Source organism: Novosphingobium sp., from assembly GCF_024642085.1.
Taxonomy (GTDB): Bacteria; Pseudomonadota; Alphaproteobacteria; order Sphingomonadales; family Sphingomonadaceae; genus Novosphingobium.
In genome coordinates this window covers 116,686-134,529 of the sequence record NZ_JAHEBV010000002.1, presented here as the reverse complement: position 1 = coordinate 134,529, position 17,844 = coordinate 116,686, and the positions used below count along the sequence as shown (strand labels likewise).

18 protein-coding genes are annotated in these 17,844 nt (G+C 59.7%); 10 read left to right on the top strand and 8 right to left on the bottom strand.

Features of this window, described 5'->3' with window-relative positions:
- Positions 1 to 3 precede the first annotated feature (3 nt).
- From Q0L62_RS01615 to Q0L62_RS01590, 6 genes are read left to right on the top strand one after another with little or no spacing between them, the layout of a single operon-like run.
- Positions 4 to 1,359, top strand: coding sequence for a M48 family metalloprotease (locus Q0L62_RS01615; RefSeq protein WP_296675451.1), 1,356 nt, complete (start codon positions 4 to 6; stop codon positions 1,357 to 1,359).
- 10 nt (positions 1,360 to 1,369) lie between these two features.
- Positions 1,370 to 2,122, top strand: a complete 753-nt coding sequence (locus Q0L62_RS01610) for a DsbA family protein (protein ID WP_296675450.1) — start codon at positions 1,370 to 1,372, stop codon at positions 2,120 to 2,122.
- 41 nt (positions 2,123 to 2,163) lie between these two features.
- Positions 2,164 to 3,321: a sensor histidine kinase gene (locus tag Q0L62_RS01605; protein WP_296675447.1), complete on the top strand. Its 1,158-nt coding sequence runs from the start codon at positions 2,164 to 2,166 to the stop codon at positions 3,319 to 3,321.
- Positions 3,322 to 3,351: 30 nt separating this feature from the next.
- Positions 3,352 to 4,146, top strand: a complete 795-nt coding sequence (locus tag Q0L62_RS01600; RefSeq protein ID WP_296675443.1) for a LytTR family transcriptional regulator DNA-binding domain-containing protein — start codon at positions 3,352 to 3,354, stop codon at positions 4,144 to 4,146.
- A 47-nt stretch (positions 4,147 to 4,193) separates the two neighbouring features.
- Positions 4,194 to 5,054: a carboxylating nicotinate-nucleotide diphosphorylase gene (gene nadC, locus Q0L62_RS01595; protein ID WP_296675442.1), complete on the top strand. Its 861-nt coding sequence runs from the start codon at positions 4,194 to 4,196 to the stop codon at positions 5,052 to 5,054.
- Positions 5,051 to 5,758, top strand: a complete 708-nt coding sequence (locus Q0L62_RS01590; protein WP_367183240.1) for a ribonuclease T — start codon at positions 5,051 to 5,053, stop codon at positions 5,756 to 5,758. The genes nadC and Q0L62_RS01590 overlap by 4 nt, the downstream gene beginning before the upstream one ends.
- Here Q0L62_RS01590 and Q0L62_RS01585 read toward each other — a convergent pair.
- Positions 5,755 to 6,210, bottom strand: coding sequence for a nucleoside deaminase (locus Q0L62_RS01585; RefSeq protein WP_296675440.1), 456 nt, complete (start codon positions 6,208 to 6,210; stop codon positions 5,755 to 5,757). The genes Q0L62_RS01590 and Q0L62_RS01585 overlap by 4 nt on opposite strands.
- Before the next feature lie 100 nt (positions 6,211 to 6,310).
- Here Q0L62_RS01585 and rpmB point away from each other — a divergent pair, with 100 nt between their 5' ends.
- Positions 6,311 to 6,595 (top strand): 50S ribosomal protein L28, encoded by a 285-nt coding sequence (gene rpmB, locus Q0L62_RS01580; RefSeq protein ID WP_296675437.1) that lies wholly within the window; start codon positions 6,311 to 6,313, stop codon positions 6,593 to 6,595.
- A gap of 82 nt (positions 6,596 to 6,677) precedes the next feature.
- Here rpmB and Q0L62_RS01575 read toward each other — a convergent pair whose 3' ends face one another.
- The 5 genes from Q0L62_RS01575 to xseA form a co-directional block, all read right to left on the bottom strand.
- On the bottom strand, positions 6,678 to 7,664 hold the full coding sequence (locus Q0L62_RS01575) for an esterase-like activity of phytase family protein (RefSeq protein ID WP_296675435.1): 987 nt from the start codon (positions 7,662 to 7,664) through the stop codon (positions 6,678 to 6,680).
- A 106-nt stretch (positions 7,665 to 7,770) separates the two neighbouring features.
- The gene (locus Q0L62_RS01570) at positions 7,771 to 10,791 is read right to left on the bottom strand and encodes a TonB-dependent receptor (protein ID WP_367183239.1); all 3,021 of its coding nucleotides are present in this window, start codon (positions 10,789 to 10,791) and stop codon (positions 7,771 to 7,773) included.
- A 398-nt stretch (positions 10,792 to 11,189) separates the two neighbouring features.
- Positions 11,190 to 12,059 carry a M23 family metallopeptidase gene (locus Q0L62_RS01565; protein ID WP_296675433.1) on the bottom strand — a complete coding sequence of 290 codons (870 nt, stop codon included), beginning with the start codon at positions 12,057 to 12,059 and terminating at the stop codon, positions 11,190 to 11,192.
- Positions 12,059 to 12,262, bottom strand: coding sequence for a DUF2093 domain-containing protein (locus Q0L62_RS01560; RefSeq protein WP_296675430.1), 204 nt, complete (start codon positions 12,260 to 12,262; stop codon positions 12,059 to 12,061). Before Q0L62_RS01560 ends, Q0L62_RS01565 begins: the two co-directional genes overlap by 1 nt.
- 26 nt (positions 12,263 to 12,288) lie before the next feature.
- Positions 12,289 to 13,704, bottom strand: coding sequence for an exodeoxyribonuclease VII large subunit (xseA, locus tag Q0L62_RS01555; protein ID WP_296675425.1), 1,416 nt, complete (start codon positions 13,702 to 13,704; stop codon positions 12,289 to 12,291).
- Between xseA and purD the strand changes: the two genes are divergently transcribed.
- Positions 13,703 to 14,980 (top strand): phosphoribosylamine--glycine ligase, encoded by a 1,278-nt coding sequence (purD, locus tag Q0L62_RS01550; protein WP_296675423.1) that lies wholly within the window; start codon positions 13,703 to 13,705, stop codon positions 14,978 to 14,980. The genes xseA and purD overlap by 2 nt on opposite strands.
- Here the strand turns inward: purD and Q0L62_RS01545 are convergent.
- Together Q0L62_RS01545 and Q0L62_RS01540 are read right to left on the bottom strand one after the other, a co-directional pair.
- The gene (locus Q0L62_RS01545) at positions 14,977 to 15,378 is read right to left on the bottom strand and encodes a hypothetical protein (RefSeq protein ID WP_296675419.1); all 402 of its coding nucleotides are present in this window, start codon (positions 15,376 to 15,378) and stop codon (positions 14,977 to 14,979) included. The genes purD and Q0L62_RS01545 overlap by 4 nt on opposite strands.
- A 156-nt stretch (positions 15,379 to 15,534) precedes the next feature.
- Entirely contained in the window at positions 15,535 to 16,527 is a 993-nt protein-coding gene (locus Q0L62_RS01540; RefSeq protein WP_296675417.1) for an adenosine kinase, read from the bottom strand.
- 113 nt (positions 16,528 to 16,640) lie between these two features.
- Here Q0L62_RS01540 and Q0L62_RS01535 point away from each other — a divergent pair, with 113 nt between their 5' ends.
- The gene (locus Q0L62_RS01535) at positions 16,641 to 17,339 is read left to right on the top strand and encodes an EI24 domain-containing protein (RefSeq protein WP_296675414.1); all 699 of its coding nucleotides are present in this window, start codon (positions 16,641 to 16,643) and stop codon (positions 17,337 to 17,339) included.
- Complete coding sequence (locus Q0L62_RS01530) at positions 17,329 to 17,784, top strand: hypothetical protein (RefSeq protein WP_296675412.1); 456 nt, start codon at positions 17,329 to 17,331, stop codon at positions 17,782 to 17,784. Before Q0L62_RS01535 ends, Q0L62_RS01530 begins: the two co-directional genes overlap by 11 nt.
- Positions 17,785 to 17,844 lie beyond the last annotated feature (60 nt).

The window sequence follows — 17,844 nt, the reverse complement described above, 5'->3', positions numbered from 1 at the left end:
GCGATGCGCGCCCTCATATCCCGCTGCACTGCCGCACTTGCTGCGCTGGCATTTGTCGCACAGCCTGCGTTCGCCCAGTCGATTCTGCGCGATGCCGAAACCGAAGCCCTGCTGAAAGACATTTCACGCCCATTGATTGTGGCTGCCGGTCTCGATCCCAGGAATGTTGATATCGTCTTGGTCAACGATTCGTCGGTCAACGCCTTCGTTGCTGGCGGGCAGGCGGTTTACATTCACTCCGGGCTTATCAACGAGGCGAGCAGCGCCGAGGAGGTACAGGGCGTGATCGCGCACGAATTGGGTCACATCACCGGCGGTCATGTCATTTCAGATGGCGGCAGCAAGGCCGCTACCGGGGTCTCGATCCTCTCGCTGCTGCTGGGTGCGGCGGCGGCGGCGGCCGGTGCCGGCGAAGCGGCGATGGGCGTGGTAATGGCCGGACAGCAGGTCGCGCTGGGCAAGTACCTGTCGTTTACCCGCGGACAGGAAGAGGCTGCCGATGCAGCGGGCGCCCAATACCTGTCGAAGGCCGGCCTTTCAGGACGCGGGTCGATCGCCTTCTTTCAGAAATTGCGCGGCATGGAAACGCGTCACGGCTTCACGCGTACGGCGGAAAGCGAGTTCTATTCGACCCATCCTATGACCGGCGATCGCATCGCTACACTGACTGACACGTATCAGCGCGATCCGGCTTGGTCGAAGCCCTCCGATCCTGAGATTGAGGCGCGGTTCCTGCGTACCAAGGCGAAGCTCTTCGGCTATCTGGCCGAACCCAAATCGGCGCTGCAAGTCTATCCTGAAAGCGACAACAGTGTAGCAGCCCATTATGCGCGCGCTTACGCGTTTCACAAGCAAGCTTTCCTCGACAAGGCCATGGCCGAAACCGATGCGTTGCTCTCTAAAGCGCCGTCTGATCCCTATTTTTTGGAACTCAAAGGCCAGATCCTGCTCGAAGCTGGCAAGCCAGCTGATGCCTTGGCTCCACTGCGCCGCGCCACTGAACTATCGGGCAACCAGCCGCTCATCGCGACGACATTCGGCCACGCCCTGGTCGCCAGCGAAATGCCTGCCAACCTGCCGGAGGCTGAGACGGTACTGAAAAATGCTGTTAGCCGCGATCGGGAAAATCCCTTCGCCTGGTATCAACTGGGCGTGGTCTATGGGCAACGAGGCGACATGGCCCGGGCGCGGTTGGCCAGCGCTGAACAGCAGGTCATGCAATTGCAATATGCTGCGGCTGAGCAAAGCGCTGTTTCGGCTGAGGCTGCGTTGCCTGCCGGATCGCCTGACTGGCTCCGCGCGCAGGATATTGCGATGCAGGCACGCGCCGCGATTGAACGCCAGCGCAAACGCCGGTAAGCCTCGCCGAATGACCGATCCCCGACCATCTTCGCATCAAAAGCTGCTGTTTACCCTTGGCGCCGTCGGTTTAACCCTGCTGGGCGGTGTGGGTGGTTGGGCGTTTGAGCGTCAGCGTAGCGACCTGGGGCCGGGCGAAAAGAAGGCGGTTGAAAAAATCGTCCGCACTTACCTGCTCGAAAATCCCGAAATTCTTCCCGAAGTGGTGGAGAAGCTGCGCCTAAAAGACAGTCAAAAGCAGCTTGCCGGAATCGCAGCCAAGCTCGCAACGCCGTTTCCCGGTGCAGTCCTAGGCAACCCTCAGGGAACTGTCACCGTGGTCGAGTTTTCCGATTTCGCGTGTGGCTATTGCCGGCAAAGTGAGCCGGTACTTAAAGAACTGATTGCGCAAAACCCCGACCTCAAGGTTGTTATCCGCCACTTGCCGGTAATTGCGCCGACCAGTCCGGCGGCAGCCGCGATGGGCCTAGCCGCCGCTGAGCAGGGCAAATACACCGTCTTCCATGACGCATTGTTTGCCACCGGCCGCACCGATCCTGTCTCGGTCGATGCCGCCGCGCGTGCCGCCGGACTTGATATAGATCGGGCGCAGACGGCATCGCGCCAGCCTCAAGTACAGGCCGAGCTCGAAGCCAACATGGCCTATGCACGGCAGCTGGGCTTTGACGGCACGCCAGGCTGGGTAATCGGCGATCAGGTGCTGGTCGGTGCGGTGGGCAAGGAAGCCTTGGCCAAGGCCATCGCGGCAGCGCGCAAATCGTAAGGCGTTCGCCAATCGCGGCACATCTGCTAGGATGGCGGGGTATGGCCGTCCTGCCCTTTCGCCCAATCCCTTTTTTCGCGAATAAGAACCGCGCGTTCTGGCGCTTGCAGGCGGCAGGATGGGGCGGGGCCATGCTCGTCCGCGCGATGTCAGGCCTGGCTAACGGCTTAGCCTTGTCATTCCTGGTGCTGGTCCTGATTTCGACAATCACTGGGTTTTCGATCACGTTGATTCTGTCGGTTGTCTATCGCCAACTTATCAATCGGCGACCGATTGTAACTTGGGGTGTTACCGCCATCAGCCTGGCGGCGGCGGTTTTCCTATATGCCTTCGTTGATGCTTGGGTGAACGGGCTCTATTACGGAGATACCGGATCGGGCTTTGCCCAGCGCTTCATCGGCCTGTTCTATATTGACATGACCCTGCTGGGAGCGTGGACCGCGCTCTACTACATGGTCAATTTCTTCCTTCAGATTGAGGAACAGAACGACCAACTTCTGCGACTGGAAAACCAGGCGACCCAAGCTCAGCTTGCAATGTTGCGGTATCAGCTTAACCCGCACTTCCTGTTCAACACGCTTAATTCGATTTCCACCTTGGTACTGCTCAAGCAGACCGAGCCTGCTAATGCCATGCTCAGCCGTCTGTCATCGTTTCTGCGCTACACCTTGGTGAACGAGCCGACCGGGCGCGTCACCGTGGCACAGGAAGTCGACACGCTTAAACTCTACCTTGAAATTGAGCGGATGCGGTTCGAAGAGCGGCTGCGGACTAATTTCCGAATCGATCCGGTGACCGAGGACGCGCTGCTGCCGTCTCTGCTGCTTCAACCACTGGTCGAAAACGCGATAAAGTATGCAGTCGGTCCGCAGGAATCGGGGGCAGAGATTACCATCGCAGCGCAACTCGTCGGCCAGAACCTTCGTATCACCGTCTCCGACACCGGCCCGGGATTGCAATCGAGCGCTGCCAGCAACAGGTTCGCCGGAGTGACTTTCGACGGAGGCGAACCCGTTTCCACCGGTGTCGGCTTGGCCAATATTCGTGACCGGCTGGCCCAAGCCTATGGCGAAGACCATCGCTTTGAAACGATGGAGCCCGCTGAAGGTGGTTTTGCCGTCCTGATAGAGATCCCGTTTGAACGCCGCGAAGTCGTCGCCGCCCCGGCGATACCGAAACGTCCGGCCCTTGCCAATTAGACGCGAGGCCGGCTGAACCAGGATAGTCCCATGTCGATCCGCACGATCCTCGTCGATGACGAAAAGCTTGCCATCCAGGGTCTGACCCTTCGTCTCGAGAAGTTTCCCGATGTCGAGATCATCGACACTTGCTCCAACGGACGCGAGGCGATCCGCAAAATAAAGACGGAAAAACCGGACTTGGTTTTCTTAGACATACAGATGCCCGGCTTTGACGGATTCTCGGTCGTCAAGGGAGTGATGGAGCTTGAGCCGCCGCTCATAGTCTTTGTAACCGCATACCAGGAACACGCTGTCCGGGCGTTCGAGGCAAATGCCGTCAACTATCTCATGAAGCCGGTAGATGAAGACCGCTTGGCCGATACGATGGAGCGTGTGCGCACACGACTGCAGGAGAAGCACGCCGCTGAAGAGGCGGAAAAGCTCAAGCATGTGTTGGCTGAGGTCGCTCCTGACGCGATGGAAGCGATGCCGGAAGAAAGTGAAGCTGCGGGCCGTTATGAAAAGCTAATCAACATCAAGGACCGAGGTCAGATCTTCCGGGTCGACGTTGATTCGATCGAACATATCGAAGCTGCCGGCGATTATATGTGTATCTACACGGGCGACAATTCGCTCATCTTGCGCGAAACGATGAAGGACTTGGAACGCCGGCTTGACCCACGTGTGTTTCAACGTGTCCACCGCTCGACCATCGTCAATCTCAACCAGGTTCGCCAGGTTAAGCCGCACACCAATGGCGAATGCTTCCTGGTGCTCGATTCGGGTGCGCAGGTGAAAGTCAGCCGTTCCTATCGTGACGTGGTAGCGCGCTTCGTCCATTGATGTCGTCCCGCGCTTGACCACCGCTCGCTGTCCGTTAGTCCAATGCAATGAGCAGCTTCACCCTTCCTGGCTTTGATCTTGCCAACTTTGTAAAATCTACGCTGGACGAAGACCTTGGCCTTGGCTTGCCCGGCGGGGGGCATGACGTGACCAGCGAGAGCGTAATTCCGGCAAATGCACGCTTCACCGGTGTCATGGATACTCGCGACGCGATCACCGTGGCAGGTTTGCCGATAGCCGAGGCGTTCTTCCGAGCGCTTGATCCAGCAATGGATATCACAGTGCTTGCGGACGAGGGCGCCCACGTTGCAGCGGGAACCGATCTTATGGTCCTTTCGGGCAATGCCCGGGCGATGCTGACAGCAGAGCGAAGTGCGCTCAATACCGTCCAACACCTGTCCGGCATCGCCACAATGACCCACTATTATGTCGATGGGATGGCGGGCAAGGCGATCTTGCTCGATACGCGCAAGACTATCCCCGGCCTGCGCCATCTGGAAAAGTACGCAACTCGCATGGGGGGGGCTCAAAACCATCGAATGGGTCTTTGGGACGCCGCGATGATCAAGGACAACCACGTGCTTGTGGCCGGCGGTGTCGGCGAAGCCGTCCGTCGCGCTCGCGCAGCTGGCGTAACCAGCATCATTTGCGAGGTTGATGAAGTTCGCCAAATAGAGTCGGCAATAGTCGCCGGCGCCAGCCACATCCTGCTCGACAACATGAGCCTTGAGGAATTGCGCGAGTCGGTTGCCCTAATTGCTGGGCGGGTTCCCTGCGAAGCATCTGGCGGGGTTCGGTTGGATACCATCGGCGCCATCGCTGCTACGGGAGTGAACTTTATCTCGGTAGGCCGTCTGACTCAGAGTTCGCCAGCTGCCGACATCGGGCTGGATTTCACACCCCTATGATGCGTACACTTCTTGGCAGCGCGCTGATCCTGGTTCCGGTTCCTGCCTCCGCGCAAGCCTATCAGTGCCGTTTGCCGCCGACGGTAGTTCAACCCCGCCCGGCACTACCCGATGGCCCTAGACTGCGAACATCGATTGGCGGGTATACTCTAGCTATCAGCTGGTCTCCCGAGTTCTGCCGGGGAAAAAGCGCCAGCGATCCCGGCAATTATCAATGCAACGGTAAGATTGGCCGCTTTGGCTTCATATTGCATGGTTTGTGGCCCGAAGCGCAAGGCGGAGGCAAGCCGCCCCAGTGGTGCGCGATCACACCGCGTCCCTCGACCGATGACTTTCGCCGCAATCTGTGCATGACTCCGGTGCCTTGGCTAATCGAGCACGAATGGGCCAAGCATGGCAGCTGCATGGCGCGAGAGCCCCAAGACTATTTCAAGGTATCGGCGATCCTGTGGAACTCGCTCCGTCTGCCCGAAGCTGATCGATTATCTAGGAAAGAAGGGTTAACTGCTGGCGATCTACGCAGCGCCTTCGTTTCCGCCAACGGCGCATTCCCCAAATCGTCGGTTGGCATCGTGGTCAGCAACGGCGGCTGGCTTCGCGAATTGTACCTTTGCTACGGCAAGGACTTCCTTCCCCGGACGTGCAGCGCGCGAAGCTTTGGCCCAAAGGATACTTTGCCGCTGAAAATCTGGCGCGGTCTTTAACGCCGAGCTTTGAAAAAGTCGCGTAGCAAATCGCCCGCTTCCTGTTCGCCCATTCCCGAATAAACTTCGGGCGCATGCAAACATTGCTGATGCTCGAACACCCGCGCACCATGATCGATTGCCCCGCCCTTCGGATCGGCAGCTGCATAATACAGCCGCGCGATCCGCGCATGGCTGATCGCCCCGGCACACATCGCACATGGTTCAAGCGTCACCCACATTTCGCACCCGTCGAGGCGCTCGCGGCCCAGCGCCTTGGCAGCCGCGCGAATCGCCAGAACTTCAGCATGCGCGGTCGGATCCGATTGACCGCGCGGGGCGTTGTGCGCTGCGGCAATCACTGCGCCGTCCTTGACCAACACCGCTCCGATCGGCACTTCGCCTACGGATTCAGCAATGCGCGCCTGTTCCAGCGCTATCTTCATCGGTTTAGGTAGCGGCCAACGGCTCATTTCTGCGGGATTGGCCGCAATACCTTGACCGGGCAAGAGTGAATCGGTATGGGCGCGCCTTCCCCATCTTGGGTGCAACAGTTTTCAAGCGAGTTTTGCCATGTCCCGTATCTGCGAACTGACCGGCAAGGGCCGCCAGGTCGGCCACAACGTCAGCCACGCCAATAACAAGACCAAGCGCGTTTTCCTGCCCAACTTGCAGAACGTAACGCTGATGTCTGAAGGGCTTGATCGCAGCTTCAAGTTCCGCGTGTCGACCAATGGATTGCGTTCGGTCGAGCACGTCGGAGGCCTGGACAACTGGCTGCTGAAAACTTCGGATGACAAGCTGTCAACCACAGCGCTTAAGGTGAAGCGCGAATTGGTTAAAAAGCAGGCAGCCTGATACCTGCTGACCGTTCTGGTCTCCAATATTGATATTCCCCTTAGGCGTACGGAGCAATCCGTGCGCCTTTTTGCTGATGAGCTTACGGCCACGGCAGGCGCGCCGGATCGATCCGCAGGCGAAGTAGTAGCGTACGCTGGAATGCGGCGCCGTTGTCGTCCGAGATGAGCCAGCCGGTTACCGTGCCATTTGTTTCGGGTACCAGCGCCAACCCTTCGAAATTATCGATCGGCACCGGCGCCTTGATCTCCCCTAGATCGAGCGCATGCCAATCTTCTCCCGGACGTATCTGGCGTGGGTCGGCGATCATAAGGCGGACGCCCAGACGGATTGGAAAGGGCCAGCGCAATTGCCTCATGACAATCAAAACGCGGCCATCGGGCAAAGCCGCCATGTCGGTCGGACGGTAACCTGAATGACCAGCAAACAAGAACGACTCAGCTTGGGATCCTGCGGTTGGATCGCCCTGAAATAACAATGCCGGATGGCGCCGCCACTCCAGTCTGCCAGCAAATCCTTCGCCCAGCACGATGAAGCGGCCATCGGCCAGGCGGGCCATTGCTTCGGGTCCCTTATTGCTAGGCCAGTCTCGGATCGCCGGATTGATAATCTTACGCTCTGCTGTGAGCCGATCGGACAGCCTGACTATTACGCCCTGTCCTTCGATTCCAATCCAGATGCGGCCGGTCAGCGGGTCGCGCGTTGCGCTTTCGACATCGCGCTTATGCTTCTCGACGGAAGCGCCCAAAGGCATCTGCCCAATGCGTACAGCAGATGCGGGTTGGTCTGGTGATGCGAAGTCCATGAACTGCCCGGCATCGCTCAGCGCCAGTAATCGTCCGGCTGCTGGCGAAATCAAGGCGGAGTAGCCATAGGCGTAGCTATTACGGCTCGTGATCCGCCATGCCCCGGTTACGGCTATGTTGCCAACTGAACAGCAGTTTTTAGGGAAGGGCAACGCCGAAAAAGTTGCGCTTTGGTCGTGCCTGATGGCGGCCGTAGGAGAGCGCCACCAAAGTCCGGGAACGGCGGCAAACGTCAGCAAGAGGGCGGCGAGGCGGCGGCGCATTGGATCTTCTTTGTGGGGCGTAGCGGATCAAATCAAGTGGATGGACCGCACAAACGAAAAGGGCGGGTCCGTGGACCCGCCCTTCCGTTAAGTCATCAAGTTTGACCTAGTAGGTCATCTTGAAGCCGGCCTTCAGATAGCGGCCAAGGATGCCGTTACCACCCTGGACCGGGTTGTAGAGGTGAGCGCCGTAGGTGACCACGTCGATCGGGGGCATCTTGTCAGCTACGTTCAGCATCGTCAGGCTGAACGTGAACTGGTCGTTGACCTTGACGGCTGCCTGCAGATCGAAAGTGATGTACCGCGGAATACCGCAACCAGTCGGGCTGGTGCCATCGTCCAGACCGCAATCCTTGTACCCGGTACCCTGATCCTGCGCTGACAGGTCGTAACCACCATAGTAGTTGACGGTGCCGTTGAGCGTGAACTTGTCACCGAAGGTGAGCGAGTTCAGCCAGTAGCCCTTCCACTTGGGTGTACCAGATCCGGCAGTCAGGTTGAAGTTGCCCAAGGTGCCATCGTAACGCTCGATGGTACCATCCGGAAACTCGGTTTCCAGCTTCAGGATGTATCCAGCTTCAAGATGGCTGGCCCAGGTGATGTTTTCGCTCAGGCGGACCTTCCCGTCGATAGCGAAATCAAGACCCGACACCTTCTGCGTGTTGGCGTTGACCAGCTGAGACTGGACGAAAGCAACGCGCGGACGTGCATTCGGGAAGCTGACATCGGGCGCATCCGGAACAACGGTGTAACCAGCCGGGATGGCGTTATTGCCATAATAAGCGGCCAATGCCGGAGCGTTTGAAGGCTGGGTGATCACCCCTGTCTTCTTGATGTTGTAGTAGTCAACCGAGAACGACAGGTTGCGGATCGGCTCGAAGAAGATGCCAGCGGTGAAGCTGCGCGACTTTTCGGGCTGCAGGTTCGGCGACGCGAGCGTCGTCTGACCGTAAGATCCTGAACGGATGTAAACAGGGCACGTCGAGAACGTAGCCTTGGTGCAACCATACTGCGACAGGAAGGCGTCAGTGAAGACTGCCGAAGTGTTGCTTACGAACCCGGTGGTCGGAAGAGCGTTTGCTTCCCCGAACGACGGGATACGGAAACCACGCGAATACGTTCCGCGGATCAGCAGGCTGTCGATCGGACGAAGCTTGACACCGGCCTTCGGCGAAAATGCGCTCTGACCACTCGAGTAGTGGTCATAACGGCCCGAGAGGTTGATATCGACCTGAGGCAGGATCGGCGCATCAAGTTCGGCAAAGGCTGACTGGATCCAGCGGCTGCCCGAAGTACCGAACGCGTTAAGCGTGAAGTACCGCTGGGTCGGGCCGTTGATGTCCGAGTTGGCGCTTGGGGCATCGACCGCTTCGTAACGGATAGATCCACCAACACCGATCTGCAGCGGTCCACCTGGCAGTTCGGCCAGCTTGCTGCCCAGAACTGCCTGGAACTGCACCTGGTCCGACGTAGCCGGGGTGATATTGTCAGGACGGACATAGTCGTTCTGTGCTTCGGTGTTTGCCAGCGGGTTGACCAGGTTAAAGGTTCCCCGCGCAATCGCAGTCAGGATGTTGTTGATGTAGAAGTAGCCGCTCTGCGTACGCTGCAGATCAACATGCATTGCCGTTGCGCCGACATCGAACGTGATGTCGTCGTTAATGTTACCCTTGACGCCCAGAGCGCCGCGATAAGCACGCGTGCGGGTCTGGTTGAATGTTGGCTGATCCTGAATACGACCGATGAGGCGGGCAACCTGGCCCTGTGCCGCAAACGGGTTGTTCGGGTTTAGCGTTCCATTCGCTGCAGTACAGCCGGTGTTCAAACCGCTGGGATCAGGCTGACCATTCGGGCAGACGTAGATCGGCAGGGTAAGAACAAAGGAACCGGGAGCAACTGCACCGGCGCTGGTCGAGGTCGAAAACTGCGGGAAATAGATGCCGGTATTGGCGGTACCGCGAATTGTCGCGGGGAAGCCATTGTACGACACCTTGCTCTGCAAGAAATTGACTTCGGCGTAGGCTTCGATCGCATCGCCAAGCTTGGCAGTTACACGGCCCGACAGGCCGTAACGTTCAATTGCAGGTGAAATCGTACCGTAGCGGTTGGTGAAGTCCGTTACGCAGACTTGGGCCGGCGCAGCCGTATTGGCTGCCAGGTTAGCCGCAGTCAGGTTATAAGCCTCAAGACCAAGCTGGCTGCAATTACCGCCAAGATTCTGGTAGCGACCTTGTGCAGCGGTATTCGTTGCGTTGTAGGGGCGAACCAGCAGGTTGGCTGCAGTCGACGGGAAAATGCCTCCCGAAGGGGCGTTGAGACGGTTGTCGCCGGCGCAGGTCCCATCCGGGCCACAAACCTGGCGCAGATCGTCCGTGTTGAACGGATAAGGACGATCGCGGTTCATCAACTTGTTCGACTTGTAGTAGAACCCCGACAGATAGGCGTTATAGCCGTCATCATCGAGGTCGCCCTTGCCGACGGTGGCCGACAAGCGATACTGCCCAGCATCGCCGCGCGACGAAATGCCCGCATCGCCGCGAACGAAAAGTCCCTTTACTTCACGCTTGGTGATGATGTTGACAACGCCGGCAATGGCGTCGGCACCATAGGACGACGACGCGCCATCACGCAGAACTTCGATGCGGTCAACGATATCGTCGGGTACGGTGTTCAGATCGACGAAGTTACGCGAACCGTCGTCGGCCAGCGGGTAGTAAGCGGCACGCATGCCGTCGAACAGAACCAGTGTCGAGTTGGTCGAAAGACCGCGCAGCGAAACCGCCGATGCGCCAGCTGCAAACGCGCCGTTGGCGGAGAAGCTGTTGGTCAGCGCAGGGCCGTTGTTGGCGGCGAGCTGCTGCAGGCCGTCCTGAACGGTGCTGAGGCCGCGCTGATCAAGATTTTCTGCCGTCACGTTGGTAACCGGCGAAACGGTCTGGTTGTTGACCTGACGAAGGATTGAGCCGGTGACTACGATTGCCGGTTCATCGGCGCACGCGACGTCATTTGGGTTGGCAGCGCAATCAACTTTCGCGTCCTGTGCGGATGCGGCGCTGCTGAGGAAGGCCATGCCCAGCACGAGCGGAGCCGCGCTAACCTTCAAAGCAGTAAGAGTGGTTTTCTTCACGTTCCAGTCCCTTTGTTCACGGGAACGCCCTTGGATAAGGACGGCCCTAGGGCTTCTTGCATGCAGCCGCGCACGATATCATGGTGCCCCTCGACCCCAAGTGGAGCACACGTCAGCCGCAAAAAGCGATGCTTCCAATGGCCGAACGACGCTTATGCGGCAAAGCCAATTGCGCGAGTTTCGTGTCAATAATGCCCACCTGTAGCAAAATTGCCACATAAATTGGTCACGCAAATCAGCCGCGCTGTGTGCAATCCCACGCAATTCGGCAACATAATTTCAAAGGAGAGCGAATTCGTTGAAGATTACATCCACCGATACGTTTTCACACGCACAAAACCGGCATTGGTGTATTAGTGTCACATGTCGGCATAGCAGCCAGCTGCACTTTGCAGCGATTAAGGCATCGGTCCGGTAAATAGCAGCGGGTCGAGACGCGCGTCGCGCCATTTAATCGACCAATGCAGGTGCGGGCCAGTGGCCCGTCCGGTCATGCCGATGTTGCCAATGTACTGGCCTTGGCGCACCACATCGCCAACTTTCACCACCAGCCTGGACGCATGGAGAAATGCGGAATTGAGTCCCATCCCGTGATCGATCATTAGCAGCCGACCCTCCAGCGTGAAAGGACTGTCCGCCGCCAGGATCACCACCCCGTCTGCCGGTGCAACGAACGGCGTGCCGCTGGCTCCGGTAGCAATATCCATCCCCGAATGATAACTGCCCGGCGTGCCGTTATAGATCCGCTGAGATCCAAACCGGCCCGATAAGCGGCCATAGACTGGCCAGATAAACTTTTGCCGCCAGCCTTGCATATCATGGTCTACCGCGCGAGCTGCATTGATCTGCGCTAATTCACCACTGCGGCGAATGGCAAAAGCCTCATTTGGCGCAGCTCCCGGGCGTGGGCCGATAGGAATATATTCCAGCTTCCAGGCGCGGGGCTTAACGGTTAACGGGCGGACACTGGAACGGCCATCGTTCAGTCGCAAGGCTAGCTGTGCCACAGAACTGGCATCGCGGTCGAAGGCGATCAGAAAGTTGCCGTCCGGAGCAATCTGAACGGCCTTCCCATTGAGGCTGAGCGCCGCGGTCCCGCGCGGAGCGACCCCGCGAGCCCAGCCGCCTTGGGTCATTTCTCCCGAAAGGGAAAGGTCCGGAATGCCGGACAGTCCAAGTGCTTCACTGGCGCTGGCAGCAAGGCCGCTCGATATGGAAAAACCGCAAGCAATGAAGCTGGTTACGGCGATAAGCAGCGTGCGGCGCATCAGCGTTGCTCCAGCAGCCGCCCCGTAGCCAATTCCGCGCTGGCATAGGCCTCCTGCCGATCGACGCTCCAGTATCGGAGAGATTCGAGTTGGACCGCTTCGCCGCTGATAGCGCAGACAACGTGATTACCGGGATTGATTACGCGGAAGCCGTTGGGCTGGTAGAACAGGGTCGCGGGGCGATCAGTAGCAGACATTAACATTTCTGCAGCATAGCCCAATCAACCTTTCAGAGCAATTTCCCCTGAAGCGAAGAAGAGTTATGCGGTAAGGCTTTGGTGCGGGGCGTGGATCGGGCGGCGGTTGTGGCGGGCGAAGCGTTTCCAGTCATCACCGCCAGCACCCCATCGCGAAAATGAAGGCTGAGGGCCTCTTCAACCGCTGCTACGTCCCGGGTCATCAGCGTGCGCCCATCTTGCGCTGTGACCCGGACATAGCCGCGTTGCAGCACCCGATCGGGATCGAGCGAATAGAGAAAACGCGTAGCCGCATCCAGCCGGTCTCGTGCGCGGTCAAGCCGCGCGGCGAGTAATGGCAAAGACAGGTGCGCACCAACGCGATGCAGGTCGCTACGCGAAAGCTGCGTGCGATCGGCCAAGCTGCGACGCAACCGCTCACTTAGATCGTCAATCTTTTGGGCTTGCGGGCTGAGCAGGCTTGCCAGCCGGGGTAGCCGATCGGCCCGCGCCGCCAGCCGTTCGCGGCCAAGCTGCAGGGGACGGATCACCGCGCGGCGTTTTCTGAGGGCCAGCTCGGCTAATTGCTCAATCAGATCCTCGCGCACCGGCACAGCCATTTCGGCGGCAGCAGTCGGTGTCGGCGCCCGCCGATCAGCAACGAAATCGGCCAACGTGGTGTCGGTTTCGTGGCCAACGGCGCTGATTACCGGGATTTGCGATTCGGCAATCGCGCGCACCACCGCTTCCTCGTTGAAGGCCCACAAATCCTCGATCGACCCGCCGCCGCGCGCAATGATCACCAGATCGGGGCGCGGGATCACCCCTTGATGGGGCAGAGCCGAAAAACCACGGACCGCTGCAGCCACCTGCGCTGCTGCACCCTGGCCCTGGACCAACACCGGCCAAACCAGAACATGGCTTGCAAAGCGGTCAGCCAGGCGGTGCAGAATATCGCGGATCACAGCGCCCGTGGGCGATGTCACTACGCCAATAACGTTGGGCAGATATGGCAGCGCCTGTTTGCGAGCCGCCGCAAACAGGCCTTCCGCGTCAAGCCGGTCCTTGGTCTTGGCCAGCAGGGCCAGCAGCGCACCCTCGCCAGCTACTTCCATTTGGTCGATCACCATCTGGTAGTTTGAACGACCAGGATAGGTGGTGAGCTTGCCGGTTGCGACGACTTCCAGGCCGTCCTCCGGTTGGAAGCCCAGGCGCTGCGCGGTGCCGCGCCACATCACTCCATCAAGTCGTGCATTCTCATCCTTTAACGCCAGGTAGACATGGCCCGAAGCGGCGCGCTTGACGCCGGAAAGCTCGCCCCGCACCCGGACAAAGCCGAACCGGTCTTCCACTGTGCGCTTCAGCATCGCGGAAATCTCGCTGACAGATTGCGCGGCGGCGTTGTCCCCGGCCACGTCCTTCGCTACCAGCCTGCCGGGTTCTTCTGCTTCGGGAAATGGCTGCGTCATGAATATCCTGCTGATCGGTTCGGGCGGCCGTGAACATGCGCTTGCGTGGAAGCTGGCGCAATCCCGCAGGACGACGAAACTGTTCGCGGCGCCCGGCAATCCGGGAATTGCTCAGCATGCCGAACTGGTCGGGCTTGACGCCGCGGACCACGGCGCTGTTTTGACCTTTTGCGATGCGCAGCGCATCGGCTTGGTGGTGATCGGGCCCGAAGCGCCGCTTGTTGACGGGCTTGCCGACACCTTGCGCGGCGCGGGTGTGCCGGTGTTTGGCCCGTCCAAAGCCGCAGCGCAGCTTGAGGGTAGCAAGGGTTTCACCAAGGACCTGTGCGCACGCGCAGGTATACCCACCGGCGGTTACGAGCGGGTGACCAACGCGGGCGATGCGCTTGCCGCGTTGGCCCGGTTCGGCACGCCCGTAGTGATTAAGGCTGATGGCCTTGCAGCCGGGAAGGGTGTGACCGTCGCCATGACCTTGGCCGAGGCCGAGCAGGCGGTCCGCGACATATTTGACGGACGCTTTGGCGCGGCCGGAGCCGAAGCGGTCATCGAGGAGTTTCTGGAAGGCGAGGAAGCCAGCTTCTTTGCCCTGACCGATGGCCATACAGTGGTACCTTTTGCTTCGGCCCAGGATCACAAGCGCGTCGGCGATGGCGATAACGGACCCAATACCGGAGGCATGGGCGCCTACAGCCCGGCACGCGTCCTCACTCCGGCATTGCAGGCCGAGGCGCTGAGCCGGATCATAGTGCCAACCGTTCAGACTCTCGCCAGCGAAGGAATGCCCTATTCAGGCGTGCTGTTCCTGGGACTGATGCTCACCGCGACCGGGCCGCAGCTGATCGAATACAATTGCCGGTTCGGCGACCCCGAATGCCAGGTCATCCTGATGCGACTGGAATCCGACCTGGTCGAATTGCTGCTGGCGTGTGCCGAGAACCGTCTTGGTGCAATTGCGCCGCCACGCTTTTCCGACGAGGTCGCCTTGACTGTGGTAATGGCCGCCGTCGGCTATCCTGATACGCCAGCCAAGGGCGGCGCAATCGGCGACTTGGCTCAAGCCGAAGCGAACGGGATCAAGGTATTTCACGCTGGTACCGCGCTAGTTGGTGGGCAGCTGGTCGCCAACGGTGGGCGGGTCCTGAACGTCACCGCGACTGGCATGACTGTCGCCCAGGCACAGACCCGCGCCTATGCCGCGGTAGCGAAGATCGATTTTGCCGAAGGGTTCTGCCGCAAGGATATTGGCTGGCGCGAAGTGGCGCGCGAGCAGGCCTAATCGATGACCCGGATGATGCGCTTCCACGGGAAGCTGGCGTTCAAAGCGCAGCCGGGTGCGGTGACAACCACATCGACTACGCCCCCATCGATCCGTTCGCCCGCTTGGCCCCAGCGGAATGGCAGGTAATAGCGGACCGCCCGTCCGTCGTTAGTGACGCGCACATTCCAGTCGATTGGTCTCATATCACCGCTGGCGATCTGATAGCGGCCGGTTTGCTCTGGCTTCAGGCCGGTTGCGGCAATCAGGAAAATCTTGCCGTTGCCGGTGATCTGCAGCGCGCAATCGCCATCGCGCACTGACGCGATAACGGGCCAGTCGGATCCAATCGGTGCAGCCTGAGCGGCAGATGCAACGGTAATTGGCAGGATCATGCAGGCTGCCTGGAGCTTGTTCATCTAAACTTATCCTACCAGCCACACCGATAGCCATGATCATAGCAGCGCGTAAGGCGCCGTGCACGCTGCCATCCTATGCCGCACCAAAGCGGCACACGCCTGCATTGCTCACTGTTGTGCGCCGCTGGAGCACAACTTTGTATTACCCGGCCGGCGTCAAGCGACAGGCGCGGTCAATTCCTTGAGATTTGCTTCAGGCCGCGCGCCATAGTGGGAAATGATTTCTGCTGCGCAGATCGCCCCGAGTTTCAGGCAATCGTGCAAACCGCGACCACGTACATGACCAAACAGGAACCCGGCGGCGAAAAGATCGCCAGCACCGGTCGTGTCCACCACCCGCTCGATCGGCTCGGCGGGTACTTCGACCCATTCCCCGCCTGAGACCGCAACCGCACCGTCAGCACTGCGGGTTACCACCAACAAGGGGACGGAGTCGCGCAATGCGGCGATTCCATCGTGGAAATCGTCATATCCCGTCAGTGCCGCCAACTCGATGTGATTGGCAAACAGAATGTCGATCTCCCCAGCCGCGATCATCTGGCGAAAATCGTCCCCGTGGCGCGCTATTACGAATGCGTCTGATAGGGTGAAAGCCACCTTGCGCCCGGCATTGCGGGATGCCGCAATGGCGCGACGCATTGCGGCGCGAGGTTCCTCGGGATCCCAAAGATAGCCCTCAAGATAGAGCACCTTTGCCGCAGCAATCGTTGCTTCGTCGAGCGCATCGGCGGGCAGGAACTGCGACGCACCAAGAAATGTGTTCATGGTGCGCTGGCCATCAGGGGTAACGAAGATCAAACAGCGTGCAGTGGGCGGATTGCCTGTGCGGGCCGCAGTGGCAAAAGCAATGCCGCTGGCGCGGATGTCGTGGGCGAAAACCTCACCCAGCTGGTCATCGGCGACCTGCCCGATAAACGCGCAGTTTGCGCCCAGCGCTGCAAGGCCAGCGAGCGTGTTTGCTGCCGACCCGCCCGAAATCTCGCGCGCCGGGCCCATCACTTCATACAGTTCATGCGCCCGGTCGGTATCGACAAGGGTCATGCCGCCGCGCACCAGTCCCATGCGTTCGATCAGCGCGTCTTCGCAAGGGGCCATGACATCGACGATAGCGTTGCCAATGGCTATGACATCAAGATCGGGATGTGACATCTAAGGGTTCCTGAAAGTCCAAGGGAAATCGCGCCGCGCCTAGCCTTCCCCTGGCCGCAGGGCAAGCGCCGCAACGTTGACAGCAGGACAGCGGCGCGCGAAATGCGGCCCTGATGCTCAGCGCCTTTGCTCTTGCCCTTGGACAAATGACGGAGCCTCGAGTGCTGAGGATCTGGCTGAAAAGCCTGGTTGCAGCTTTGGCGGCGTTTGTGATGCTGGGCGCAGCGGGCTGGTGGCTGCTTGATCAAGCGCTGGCCTGGGCGGGATTGACTGAGGCAAATCTGGCCGCACCCGAAGGTGTTCGCGGACTGCTCGCGGCTTTGGGCGTGTTACTGGGCGGAGTCGTGCTGTGGCGGATTGTTGCCCTAGCAGTGCTCCAGCTATTTGCCGATGAAGTGGTCGCTGCTGTAGAGGCGCAACATTATCCTTCCGCTGCAGCCAGCGCCCGTGCGCTGGGCTGGCACGAAGAATTGGGCGCAAGCCTGCGCGGGGCGGGGCGGGCACTTGTGTTCAACGCGCTGGCCGCCCCGCTTGTGCTGGTGCTGCTGTTCACGGGTGTAGGTCCAGCGGTAGTATTCACGCTCGTCAACGCCCTTTTATTGGGACGTGAACTTCAAGACATGGTTTGGCTGCGTCACCGCCCTACCCCGCAATCCATTGAGCCCCTTTCCAAGCTTGAGCGCTTTGGCCTGGGTTTGATCGTGGCATTGTTGCTGCTGGTCCCTGTCATCAATTTTATCGCCCCATTCCTAGGTGCAGCGGCCGCCGCGCATCTGATACACCGCAAGGAAGCAAACCCCCATGTCCTCTAGAATAGCCGCTGCGCTGACGCTGATCCTCTTGCTAGCCGCTTGTGGGAGTGGCGGGGGCGCTAATTCCGTCAAGTCCGCCGGATCATTAGCTGCGCCTGCCAAAACCGTAGTCCGCACGCCGTTACGCCACCCGGTTGGCACGCCGCGACTACAGGTCATCCCTGGGCTCGAAGGGTTAATCGGAGCGACTTCCGCCCAGCTGGTACGGCAGTTCGGTGCCGCTAGGCTTGATGTGATTGAGGGCGATGCGCGTAAGCTGCAGTTCACTGGAAGCGCCTGTGTTCTTGATGTGTATCTTTATCCTGCCGCGCCGGGCGCAGAACCGACTGCTACCTATGTCGACGCGCGGCGCGCCAGTGACGGCCAAGACGTGGACCGCGCCGCCTGTGTCGGAGCCATGTTGCACTCTCGCGCAGGTCCGCCGCCGCCGGTCAAACAGGGGTAACGGGGCCTTAAGGATAATCCGGCATAAGCCTGACCAACAGAAATTGGGGGCTTGTCTTTG

Bases quoted from the DNA above. Each gene is read 5' to 3' on its own strand.
- Q0L62_RS01615 (WP_296675451.1), top strand. From the start codon at position 4: ATGCGCGCCCTCATATCCCGCTGCACTGCCGCACTTGCTGCGCTGGCA.
- Q0L62_RS01585 (WP_296675440.1), bottom strand. From the start codon at position 6,210: ATGAGCCGTTGGCCGCTACCTAAACCGATGAAGATAGCGCTGGAACAG.
- Q0L62_RS01535 (WP_296675414.1), top strand. From the start codon at position 16,641: ATGCTCAGCGCCTTTGCTCTTGCCCTTGGACAAATGACGGAGCCTCGA.
- Q0L62_RS01540 (WP_296675417.1), bottom strand. From the start codon at position 16,527: ATGTCACATCCCGATCTTGATGTCATAGCCATTGGCAACGCTATCGTC.
- xseA (WP_296675425.1), bottom strand. From the start codon at position 13,704: ATGACGCAGCCATTTCCCGAAGCAGAAGAACCCGGCAGGCTGGTAGCG.
- Q0L62_RS01605 (WP_296675447.1), top strand. From the start codon at position 2,164: ATGGCCGTCCTGCCCTTTCGCCCAATCCCTTTTTTCGCGAATAAGAAC.
- Q0L62_RS01545 (WP_296675419.1), bottom strand. From the start codon at position 15,378: ATGAACAAGCTCCAGGCAGCCTGCATGATCCTGCCAATTACCGTTGCA.
- Q0L62_RS01610 (WP_296675450.1), top strand. From the start codon at position 1,370: ATGACCGATCCCCGACCATCTTCGCATCAAAAGCTGCTGTTTACCCTT.
- Q0L62_RS01575 (WP_296675435.1), bottom strand. From the start codon at position 7,664: ATGCGCCGCCGCCTCGCCGCCCTCTTGCTGACGTTTGCCGCCGTTCCC.
- Q0L62_RS01600 (WP_296675443.1), top strand. From the start codon at position 3,352: ATGTCGATCCGCACGATCCTCGTCGATGACGAAAAGCTTGCCATCCAG.
- Q0L62_RS01565 (WP_296675433.1), bottom strand. From the start codon at position 12,059: ATGCGCCGCACGCTGCTTATCGCCGTAACCAGCTTCATTGCTTGCGGT.
- Q0L62_RS01530 (WP_296675412.1), top strand. From the start codon at position 17,329: ATGTCCTCTAGAATAGCCGCTGCGCTGACGCTGATCCTCTTGCTAGCC.
- Q0L62_RS01560 (WP_296675430.1), bottom strand. From the start codon at position 12,262: ATGTTAATGTCTGCTACTGATCGCCCCGCGACCCTGTTCTACCAGCCC.
- Q0L62_RS01590 (WP_367183240.1), top strand. From the start codon at position 5,051: ATGATGCGTACACTTCTTGGCAGCGCGCTGATCCTGGTTCCGGTTCCT.
- rpmB (WP_296675437.1), top strand. From the start codon at position 6,311: ATGTCCCGTATCTGCGAACTGACCGGCAAGGGCCGCCAGGTCGGCCAC.
- purD (WP_296675423.1), top strand. From the start codon at position 13,703: ATGAATATCCTGCTGATCGGTTCGGGCGGCCGTGAACATGCGCTTGCG.
- nadC (WP_296675442.1), top strand. From the start codon at position 4,194: ATGAGCAGCTTCACCCTTCCTGGCTTTGATCTTGCCAACTTTGTAAAA.